The organism is Jeongeupia wiesaeckerbachi (assembly GCF_050916355.1).
Classification (GTDB): domain Bacteria; phylum Pseudomonadota; class Gammaproteobacteria; order Burkholderiales; family Chitinibacteraceae; genus Jeongeupia; species Jeongeupia wiesaeckerbachi.
Map to the genome: position 1 here is coordinate 3,211,610 of NZ_CP136946.1, position 9,609 is coordinate 3,221,218.

Annotated in this window: 10 protein-coding genes and 1 pseudogene; 4 read left to right on the top strand and 7 right to left on the bottom strand. The window is 52.9% G+C overall.

What is annotated here, in order from left to right:
• Nucleotides 1-41: 41 nt before the first annotated feature.
• Both R0382_RS15585 and R0382_RS15590 read right to left on the bottom strand, forming a co-directional pair.
• The gene (locus R0382_RS15585) at nt 42-992 is read right to left on the bottom strand and encodes a hypothetical protein (protein ID WP_432720753.1); all 951 of its coding nucleotides are present in this window, start codon (nt 990-992) and stop codon (nt 42-44) included.
• Nucleotides 989-1,624, bottom strand: a complete 636-nt coding sequence (locus tag R0382_RS15590; RefSeq protein ID WP_432720754.1) for a recombinase family protein — start codon at nt 1,622-1,624, stop codon at nt 989-991. Before R0382_RS15590 ends, R0382_RS15585 begins: the two co-directional genes overlap by 4 nt.
• 251 nt (nt 1,625-1,875) lie before the next feature.
• Here R0382_RS15590 and R0382_RS15595 point away from each other — a divergent pair, with 251 nt between their 5' ends.
• From R0382_RS15595 to R0382_RS15605, 3 genes are all read left to right on the top strand, one after another.
• A complete protein-coding gene (locus R0382_RS15595) occupies nt 1,876-3,813 on the top strand; it encodes an ATP-binding protein (protein WP_432720755.1) in 1,938 nt (645 codons plus the stop codon).
• A 142-nt stretch (nt 3,814-3,955) separates the two neighbouring features.
• On the top strand, nt 3,956-4,909 hold the full coding sequence (locus tag R0382_RS15600) for a hypothetical protein (protein WP_432720757.1): 954 nt from the start codon (nt 3,956-3,958) through the stop codon (nt 4,907-4,909).
• Between the two features lie 404 nt (nt 4,910-5,313).
• A complete protein-coding gene (locus tag R0382_RS15605; RefSeq protein WP_432720758.1) occupies nt 5,314-5,802 on the top strand; it encodes an SOS response-associated peptidase family protein in 489 nt (162 codons plus the stop codon).
• Between the two features lie 51 nt (nt 5,803-5,853).
• Here the strand turns inward: R0382_RS15605 and R0382_RS15610 are convergent, their stop codons facing one another.
• The 5 genes from R0382_RS15610 to R0382_RS15630 all read right to left on the bottom strand — a co-directional run bounded on the left by R0382_RS15610 (nt 5,854) and on the right by R0382_RS15630 (nt 8,376).
• Nucleotides 5,854-6,216: a hypothetical protein gene (locus R0382_RS15610; protein WP_432720760.1), complete on the bottom strand. Its 363-nt coding sequence runs from the start codon at nt 6,214-6,216 to the stop codon at nt 5,854-5,856.
• Nucleotides 6,217-6,232: 16 nt separating this feature from the next.
• Complete coding sequence (locus tag R0382_RS15615; RefSeq protein ID WP_432720761.1) at nt 6,233-6,409, bottom strand: hypothetical protein; 177 nt, start codon at nt 6,407-6,409, stop codon at nt 6,233-6,235.
• A 756-nt stretch (nt 6,410-7,165) separates the two neighbouring features.
• Complete coding sequence (locus R0382_RS15620; RefSeq protein ID WP_432720763.1) at nt 7,166-7,339, bottom strand: hypothetical protein; 174 nt, start codon at nt 7,337-7,339, stop codon at nt 7,166-7,168.
• Between the two features lie 141 nt (nt 7,340-7,480).
• Nucleotides 7,481-7,714, bottom strand: coding sequence for a hypothetical protein (locus tag R0382_RS15625; RefSeq protein ID WP_432720764.1), 234 nt, complete (start codon nt 7,712-7,714; stop codon nt 7,481-7,483).
• Between the two features lie 473 nt (nt 7,715-8,187).
• Nucleotides 8,188-8,376, bottom strand: coding sequence for a hypothetical protein (locus R0382_RS15630; protein ID WP_432720765.1), 189 nt, complete (start codon nt 8,374-8,376; stop codon nt 8,188-8,190).
• A 131-nt stretch (nt 8,377-8,507) separates the two neighbouring features.
• Between R0382_RS15630 and R0382_RS15635 the strand changes: the two are divergent.
• Nucleotides 8,508-9,603 (top strand): annotated as a pseudogene (locus R0382_RS15635) (IS3 family transposase).
• Nucleotides 9,604-9,609 lie beyond the last annotated feature (6 nt).

Here is a 9,609-nt window from a genome sequence, read left to right on the forward strand (position 1 = left end):
AACCCCCAGCAATCCTTGCAGATAAGGGAAAAACGAAGCTGCTAGTCGGTCGCTTTCACTTCGTCGGATTTCCACGTACTGGGCAGCGGCCTGAAGCGCTTCAATTGATCGCGAATCTTTCGAGTTAGCGCGGCGGCAATGATCGTGGAGCCCACCGGTTTCACGCGATATGCAGTATCAATGACCCGGTCTTGCGCGTCGCGACGCTGCACCTTGGTCTGACGTGCCAAGCCACCTCCGAACTTCACGTACCTGTCATTGATACGTCCGCGTTCATTGCCGGCGGCTCCTTTGACAAAACATAGTCCAAGCTGCTTCAGAATCAGGTCTTGCCAGTTGATGTCCTGCACCTCTGCCACGGCTTGGGTCGGCAGCATGTCGCCAGACAAGGTGAACTCCAGCCGGACAACCTGCTGCTCCAGCGGCAGAGCCCGTTGCTGGTCGGTTGTCTTGTGATAGAGCCGAAAGCACACTTCCGAGTCAGGAATCAAATGCCCATCAAGGGAACGCCAGTCGCCCCCATAGCGTGTGATTCGACTGCTCCACTGAGCGTCTGCACCGCGCCGGTTTGCACCCCTGAGACTCCCCGGCTTCTTGTACTTTAACCAGAAGGCCGCATCCAGTGCCTTTCCGAATGGCTCAAGCAGGACATGGTCTGCTGGCGTCCGGGGCTCGAAATCAAGCGCGACCTCCATCGCAACCAGTCTTTCCACTCGAAAGCCTGCCCGTACAAGGCCGCAAATCATGGTATCGGTGGGATTCTGCAGCCGAACTCGATGCCGATGACCAGTATCCGAAAGCCGCGCCCCTTGCTCGTTCACCGGGAAGCTGTAACACCCCGTGCGGTGCAGCTCTTTCAAGGTGACGACATTGATATAGGCGAAGGCGGTATCGCTGCCGATGTAAAGATCAATCCAATCAAGTCGCGGCACGACACGGAAAGACGCCTGCAGGACATCCAAACTCAGTTGAGACGGTAACGCAATGGTCATGCCGCTTCGCTTTCACGCTGATGCTTGGAAACGCGTTTGACCGTCGCAACACTGCAGCCGGCGAGTCGCGCTGTTTCAGCGATGGTTTTTTCGCTTTTGCGCAGCTCAAGGATACGTTCGTGCATCACTTCGTCTGCCTGACGACCAAGCAGCTTGCCAGCCGCCTTCGCCTGCGCAATACCCTGCCGCTGACGCTCGCGGCGAGTCTCGTAGTCATCCCGCGCCATTTGCAGCGCAATCTTCAGCAACATGTCCTGCGTTGCTTCCAAGAGTACGCGGGCGGTGTTGTCTTGAGTCGTCGTGATGACCTCCGACAAATCCACGATGCCGGGCACGGAGAGACGCGCCCCTTTGGTTCGGATGGTCGCCATCAGTTGCTCCGCTTCGGGTAGCGGCAACCGCGTCAGACGGTCAATCTTCTCGGCGATGACAACATCGCCCGGCTGGAGGTCCGCCAGCAGACGTTGCAACTCCGGGCGGTCGGTGGTCGTGCCGGACGCCTTCTCGGCATAGGTGCCCGCAATGTAGTAACCGGCCACCTTGGCGTTTTCGACAATCTGGCGCTGACGCTCCAAGTCTTGGGTGTCGCTGGATACACGAAGGTAGACGCGGGCGATGCGTTGAGTGCTCATGTCGTTAGCTCATTGAGTATACACAATGAGCCCAATTGTAGGAGGGCGGCTCAAATCGGCCAAGGACAATCTATGTGAGCCATAATCAACGAGCCAAGGATATGAGCCAACGGAGGCAAGCCATCCGACTGTTGGACGCTGTGGTGTTGCACGATTGGGCAAGTATTGCGCACCACCGCCAAAGCGGCGATTATTGCGCACTGATTACCACAACAATCACAACAACGTAAGCATTGTCGAGCGAGGGCGCGATGGAACAAGGGACACTTTTGTACGATGAACGCTTCCTGGAAAGCTGGGCAGGCTCCATCATCACTGAGCCCGCAACGGCAATTGTTGAGCTTGTCGCCAACTGCTGGGATGCCTACGCCTCAGAAGTCCAGATCACTTGGCCGGATGTGCAACTAGAAAGGCAGTTCAAAATCTCCGACAACGGTCATGGCATGACTCGTGAAGAGTTCCAGTACATCTGGCGCACCATCGCGTACAACCGAATTTCTGCACAAGGTAACGTCGCCACCCCACCTCTCGGCACGGAAGGCCAACCTCGTGCCGTCTTCGGCAAGAATGGTAAGGGGCGCTTCGCCAGTTTTTGCTTTGCCGATGAATACCTCATTACCTCCCGCAAGAATGGGCAAGAGTTTGTATGCCGGGTCAAACGTACACCGACAAACCCGCTTGTCCTTGAAGAGGTTTCCTTTACTGCTGAGGGCATTAAGGAACATGGCACCGAGATAGTTGGTAACGGGACTATCCCAAGAATCGGCTTCAGCGAAGACCAAGCGCGCGAAATGATCGGAAGCCGTTTTCTTGCGAACCCGGCCTTCAAAGTATCTGTTAACGGAAGCCAAATCACCTTCAACGACATTCCCGACCTTCTCTCTATGGATGATATTGAGGTACCGAGGTATGGCACCGTCAAGATATTTCACATCGACACTAAGAAAGCCGATAAAACCACTAAACAGCATGGCATTGCATGGTGGGTGCAGAACCGTGCAGTCGGCGAGTGTAAATGGAGTCGCAGCGACTATGAACGAGTCCTTGATGGCCGCACTTCTGAAGCCAAGCGGTTCACCTTCATTGTTCAAGCCGATTTTTTGAATCAAGACTACGCAGTTCTAGAAGATTGGAGCGGTTTTCGCGAAGAGAGCACTGCTTGGCAAAAGACTCGTGAGATGGTGCAAGACAAGATTCGCGAGATCATCTTTGATAGTAGCCAAGCCGATCGTGACGCGAAGCGCAGCGCAGTCATTGAGAGAATTGGGAATACAGTCAATAGTCTTGCTCCGCTGAGCAAGGACCGTGTCGAAAGTTTCGTTAATGAGGTAGTGGATACTTGCCCAAATTTCGGGGAGCAAGAGATTGTTCAGCTATCCAGTATTCTCGCAAAACTTGAGAAGACCAAGTCTCGCTACGGCTTGTTGGAAATACTGCACAACCAAGATCCGCATGATCTTGATGCCCTCCACGAGATGCTAAGCCAATGGACCATTGGCATGGCAAAGATTGTGCTAGACGAAATTCAGACACGCCTGAAGCTTATCAACGAGCTGCGAGAGAAAATCAAGGTAGCCGGCATTGATGAGGTGCACGAGCTACAGCCACTGTTTGAGAAAGGCTTGTGGATGTTCGGCGCTCAGTTTGAGTCCATCGAATTCACATCCAACAAGGGTATGACTACAGTCATTCGCGAGTTATTTGGTGACACCAAGGGCAGAGGCACGCGGAATCGGCCTGATTTTGTGGCGATGCCAGATTCGAGCGTCGGCTTCTATGCTCGCTCCTCCTATGACGAGGATTACAACGAGAACGGCAGTGAGCACGTGGTGATCGTTGACCTCAAAACCACCAGATTGCCACTGGGGTCCAAGGAAAAAGAGCAAGTTTGGAAATATGTGAAGGAATTGAAATCCAAAGGCTACATTCGTGCTCATACCAGAGTGGATGGTTTCGTACTCGGGGACGTAATTGAAACGGGCGAGGAAGAACCCCGTACGGAAGGTGGCAGCGTGAAGATCATCCCAATACTCTACGACACAATTTTAATTCGAGCCGAAAAACGCCTACTTAACCTTTACAGCAAAGTGCAAGATGCACCATTTTTGGTTTCACAGCAGGAAGAATTAAGAAAATTCACTGACCCACTGTCTGTCAAGCAAGGTGAATTACTCTCAGAGGTGATATAAACTCAGTATGCACTTTTAGTTTCCGTAATGAGAAGAGCCAGTGAAGGCTAACCGTAGCACACTGCCCCCATCTCGCTTGCTTGCAACCAAATACATCGACCATCTAGTTTCAAGAGTGACCAAGCTACACGAGGAATAGGAAATGGCATTGGATATTGCATACTCAATTGAGATTGATGATTATCTGGACCCAGATCGAGCCTATGATTACTATTGGTCCGGCATAATTAAAGATAAAAAGAAATTTTTATGCCCGGGAACTGACTGTGACGCACAAGTAACTTGTGCAAATCTTGATGAAGACCTTCAGGATATGAAGGTAGTCCCCCACTATCGAATATATGGAAATCATTCAGAAAACTGTGAAATAGCCAACAACAAGCCCCTTCATGTTGAGTATGAAGGCGGGGCAACCGCCACAGAAGAAAAACGAACGATTGATGAGTCCGTAGTAGAGATATTTTCATTAGAGCGACCAGACTCATATTACGATGAGCTACGATCCACCCCCAATTCAGAAGAAATAATCTCAAAGAAAATAAGCCCTGCCAAAAGCAAGACCAATACTCGACTTAGAGAATTAGGAAGTGTAGGAACAATATATTCCGTTCGATCAGTGGTTGGAAGATATATTCGTTACAGGAAAGATGACTCACTCAAACACAGAAGATTAAACATCCAAGGAAAGGACATTTATTATGGAAGCATATTCAAATGCATTGGGGAGCAAGATTTAAGCAAACTCCCAGAACACCCAGTCATATACTATGGATGGGCCTACATAAACAGATTGCCATCGGATAAAGGCTATCAAATAAAATTTAAGAAAAAATTCAGAAAGAGCGATGAAGAATACATAACAACCATCATGGTTGCAGACGATTTAATAGAAAATTACAAAATAAAGAAACTTGTATCAACTCGCCTTGAGAAAATAAGAAAAACACAGAAGCAAACCGCATTTGTTTTTGTGTACGGAGTGCCGCAGGAAAAGCAAGCTAAATCAGGAAATAAATACGCCAATTTCCAAGTATTGAACTTGGACATGATCGACATCAACTATGACTGCCCTCTCCCAAAAGAGTATGACAAATAAAGTTACGAGGATACGCGCATGCCCCGGGGGTAGCTCTGAATGCGGACGGCATACCATGCCATCTCTCGAATTCTCCTTGTCGGCCACATTTACTGCTTGGTATGCTCAAAAGAAGGTAGAGAGAGTTGCTACAGATACTCTTCCTGTCGATCAGCAGCGAACCCAGAAAAGGCTTAATAAATCATAGTGTTGAGCCGCATGAGATTGGTTGACTTGCTAAAGTCCCCGTCTCTCCGCCACCTGATTTTGCAAGGCTTCCAGCCCAGTCAGCGCAATGCATCTGGGTCACAGATAGGCAGTTGGGTCATTCAGGCCTAACTGCCCTGCCTTTCTTGCTCTTCAAATTCCCCTCAAAATCACTTGGCATCTTGCTATTCTGACTCCGCTACAGTCGGGAGAAGAGCATGTGCGGACGCTTGGTCAGGGCATCAAGGCGCTACCAGTACGCCTATGGGCTGGGCTGGATCGACGAGAGCGATTTCGATCCGCAGGGATCAACGCCCTACCACCTCGGCGACATGCCGTCGCACTACAACACCGCTCCGAGTATGCCGCTGTACGTCGCCAACAGCTTCGAAGGCAAGCTGCGCTCGATCGACAACGTCATGTGGGGATATCGCCCAGCGTGGGCCGAAGGCAAAACGGATAGCCGCGGCAAGGCGCTACCGATCGTGATCAACGCCCGGCGCGAGACTGTCGCCAACAACCCGTACTATCGCAGCCTTTGGCAACACCGGCGCCGGGTGATTGTCCCCGTCGACGGCTGGCATGAATGGGTGATGCTCGACGCCAAGCACAAGCAGCCCTACTACATCACGTCGCGCGATCGCGCCCCGCTCTACAATGCACAACCTCGCCCGCCCCGCAAACGAGTTCGAATGGCGGCCAGTTGATCCTGTTGTCGGGAACGTGCGGAACAACTGGCCAGGGCTCAACGAGCCAATTTAGTACGGACCATCAACAAAATACGCGCTCGTCATCACCGCCCATGCAGGAATGGATGAGCAGGTATACGCATCGCCACCGTAACTAATTGAGACTGTCTTATCGGCAGTTTTGGCAGCGAGCAAAGTGGCATACGCAGCCTTACACCCGCTAGGTACAAAGGAGTAGCCAGCACGCGCATCGAGATTACAAATCGAGTGAATTGGCCCCCCATTGATGGCAACAAATACGGCAGCCGCACTATCCACCGCAAGCATGCTCACTTTTCCGCTGCAACCAAAATTCGCAAAACTGGCCTGCGCCATAAAAAGGCACGATACGGCAACACCACATACCTTAACCACAAAGTTACGAGCCTTCATGTTAATTTCCTTATAATCAATCATTTAATATAAAATCAATCGCAGCCGATGGATATATAGTCAATGGCAACGGAGTTGGTGTCGGAGTTGGTGTCGGAGTTGGTGTCGGAGTCGGAGTCGGAGTCGGAGTCGGAGTCGGAGTCGGAGTCGGAGTCGGAGTCGGAGTCGGAGTCGGAGTCGGCGTAAACGTCACAGTCGCAGTGGGATTTACGATGCTGATCGACGCATAGACATAGCCTTTGGGATAGACCCAAGCACTTACCGTCGCCGATATTGGCTTTTCTAGAAGCTGCGTGGAAGAAGTAGCATTCGTGATTCTCGGGTAGGTAACATTTTTACCTTGAATGTTCTCGCGAACCGACGCGCGCACCTGCGGAAACCCCGTCCCTTCAAAGTTCATGCCAGTATTATTCAGACCCATTCCGTCTGCACTACCGTCACCGGCACCCACCTTCCAATCTGCATTCATCGTATAGTCATATGTAACACGTGCAACCTGACACCCCGGCGGCACACTCAACTGACTAGGCGAAAACGTCGCATAAATCGGACTTGGAAGCACAGAAATGGTAAATCCAAGTGGATCCGGATTAGCTTGATTAATTGGAGGGGTTAGTGTACTGCCTTGCCCTTGAATCACAACTGGGGTCGAACAATCTGCCGCAAAAACAGGTCTGTTTGCCGCAAGAAATGCAAGCAAACAACATGCAATTGGCGTTAGCCTATATAAACCCTTCATCTCAAACCTTTGCCATAATTGAAATTAATATAATTGCCGCAAACAGATCAAGGAAGAATTTGAACTTCAGAAACATCCTCACCGTCAACCCATGTTGAGCATGTTCCCGCCCCTGTTACTGCAATTCGTTTTCCAGTTGTCACAGCCGCGAGTACGGTAGCATATTGCATCTTAGCAATATTAGGATCGCTATTTTTAATCATCCAATGGTCATTGGTCGCGCAACTTGCGCTTATTTGATCTGACACCGTCAACAACAACAAAATACTTCAAGCCGTCCTCTCGCGCCATCAAACGATCAACATAGCCCGCGGATTGACCTGCGTTACAGACAACAGATGCAGCCGTGCACACAGCCACAACCAAAGCGTTCAATGCCTTCATTTATTTATCCGATCTTCATTTAAATGGGAGTATTTACGCTACACAAGAACAATTACACATGCAATTAACATTACGGTTTGCTTGCACCAAAACAACACACCAAGAATAACTAGTTCCATCAGCAGTACATTTAAATGCCATTTAATTACAGCCAACAATTTGCCCTCGCAAACCGATGATGTATCTCTGCGCCTTAACCAGATCGGCAGCCAGCAGCCGTGCCGCCTCGGTCGCGCCCGGATAATCGCCGATGCCGTAGTGATACACCGGCAGATCCGGATCAGGGCCGAGGCATGACACGGCGACCGGCACGCGTACTGGTTCCGCCGTCGTCGCGCAACCGGCCAGCAGCAGCACGATCAGCAGCACCCTCATAGCCTTCCCCACGTCTCGCGCAGCACCTCGTCGCAGCTGCTGGCATTGATTCCGGCGACCCACGACGCTTTGCGCTTAGCCTGCGCGCGCAGCGTTGCGGCCTCACGCTCTGCCCGCGCCTGCCGGGCTGCGGCCGCTGACGCGGCGACATCGAGCGCAGCAATGCCAGTGCGTAACGCGGCCAATTCGGTGGCTTGTTGGGCGATCGTTGCGTTCAGGTCGGCCAGCTCACTCCGAGCTTGTCGCGGCGCGCAGTGGCGCGATGAGTTCGCCCATCAGAATGTGCACCTCACGCGGCAGCACCGGATGACCGCGTAGCGGGCATTGTGCGGCGCGAGAACGCTACTCCGGGCCCTGAGAGCAAGCCCAGCCAAGAAGCAATATATGAAGTTATAAGGCGTTTGCGCTTTAGCCCAAGGTGGAAGCTGAACTACCCCCCAGCACTCCTTGCAGATAAGGGAAAAACGAAGCTGCTAGTCGGTCGCTTTCTCTTCGTCGGATTTCCACGTACTGGGCAGCGGCGTGAAGCGCTTTAATTGATCGCGAATCTTTCGAGTCAGCGCGGCGGCAATGATGGTGGAGCCCGCCGGTTTCACGCGATATGCAGTATCAATGACCCGGTCTTGCTCGTCGCGACGCTGCACCTTGGTCTGACGTGCCAAACCACCTCCGAACCTCACGTACATGTCATTGATGCGCCCGTGCTCATTGCCGGCGGCTCCTTTTGACCTGCCCCCCGATTTCAGAGCCACGCCGAACTTAGTAAAGTCCGTTTTCCGAACAGGAGACGGCAGTGAAGAAGCGCTTTACCGACGAACAGATTCTCGATTTCCTCAAGCAGGCCGAAGCTGGCCTCCCTGTAAAGGAGCTGTGCCGGCGGCACGGCTTCAGTGACGCGTCGTTCTACACCTGGCGCAGCAAATTCGGCGGCATGAGCACGCCCGAGATCCGCCGGCTGAAGGATCTGGAACTGGAGAACAGCCGGCTGAAGCCCATCTGGACATCGAAGCCCTCAAGGTCGTTGCCCGGGGAAAAGGCTGAGCCCGGCGGCACGGCGGGCTGCGGTGCAGGAGATGCAAGCCAACACGGGCATCTCCGAGCGCCGGGCTTGCCGGCTGATCGGGCTGTCCCGCTCGGTATTGCACTACCAGCCTCAGCACGACGAACAGGATGCCGAACTGCAGACTCGACTGATCGCGCTGGCGCAGGAACGACGGCGCTTCGGTTACCGCCGTCTGCACATCCTGCTGCGGCGGGAAGGCGTCCAAGCCAATCACAAGCGGGTTTACCGGCTCTATCGCAACGCCGGCTTGATGGTGAGACGCCGTCGTCGCCGACAGGGTGTCGCGGTCGAGCGCGAGCCACTCGTACTGCCTGCTGCGCCGAATCAGGTGTGGTCGATGGATTTCGTCTTCGATGCCCTCGATACGGGCCGGCGGATCAAGTGTCTGACGGTAGTGGACGACTTCACCAAGGAGTCGATCGGCATCCTGGTCGACCATGGTATCAACGGCGGTCGCGTGGTCCGGGCGCTCGACGAGATGGCCCGGTTTCGTGGCTATCCCGCGGCAATCCGGACGGATCAGGGGCCGGAATTCACCGGCAAGGCACTGGATCAATGGGCGTATCAGCGCGGCATCAGATTGAAACTGATCCAACCGGGCAAACCGACGCAGAATGCCTTTATCGAATCCTTCAACGGCAAATTCAGGGACGAATGCCTGAACGAGCACTGGTTCTGTTCGCTCATGGAGGCCAGAATCCGGATTGCGGCCTGGCGAAGGGATTACAACGAGTACCGACCGCACAGCAGTATTGGCAATCAGCCCCCGGCCGAGTTCGCCGCTGGCTGGCGTGCGGGTCAGCCACGGGTGAAGCAAGAAAAGTAGTGATCA

Excerpts from the sequence above, each read along its gene's own strand:
- R0382_RS15585 (WP_432720753.1), bottom strand. The coding sequence starts at position 992 with ATGACCATTGCGTTACCGTCTCAACTGAGTTTGGATGTCCTGCAGGCG.
- R0382_RS15590 (WP_432720754.1), bottom strand. The coding sequence starts at position 1,624 with ATGAGCACTCAACGCATCGCCCGCGTCTACCTTCGTGTATCCAGCGAC.
- R0382_RS15595 (WP_432720755.1), top strand. The coding sequence starts at position 1,876 with ATGGAACAAGGGACACTTTTGTACGATGAACGCTTCCTGGAAAGCTGG.
- R0382_RS15600 (WP_432720757.1), top strand. The coding sequence starts at position 3,956 with ATGGCATTGGATATTGCATACTCAATTGAGATTGATGATTATCTGGAC.
- R0382_RS15605 (WP_432720758.1), top strand. The coding sequence starts at position 5,314 with ATGTGCGGACGCTTGGTCAGGGCATCAAGGCGCTACCAGTACGCCTAT.
- R0382_RS15610 (WP_432720760.1), bottom strand. The coding sequence starts at position 6,216 with ATGAAGGCTCGTAACTTTGTGGTTAAGGTATGTGGTGTTGCCGTATCG.
- R0382_RS15620 (WP_432720763.1), bottom strand. The coding sequence starts at position 7,339 with ATGAAGGCATTGAACGCTTTGGTTGTGGCTGTGTGCACGGCTGCATCT.
- R0382_RS15625 (WP_432720764.1), bottom strand. The coding sequence starts at position 7,714 with ATGAGGGTGCTGCTGATCGTGCTGCTGCTGGCCGGTTGCGCGACGACG.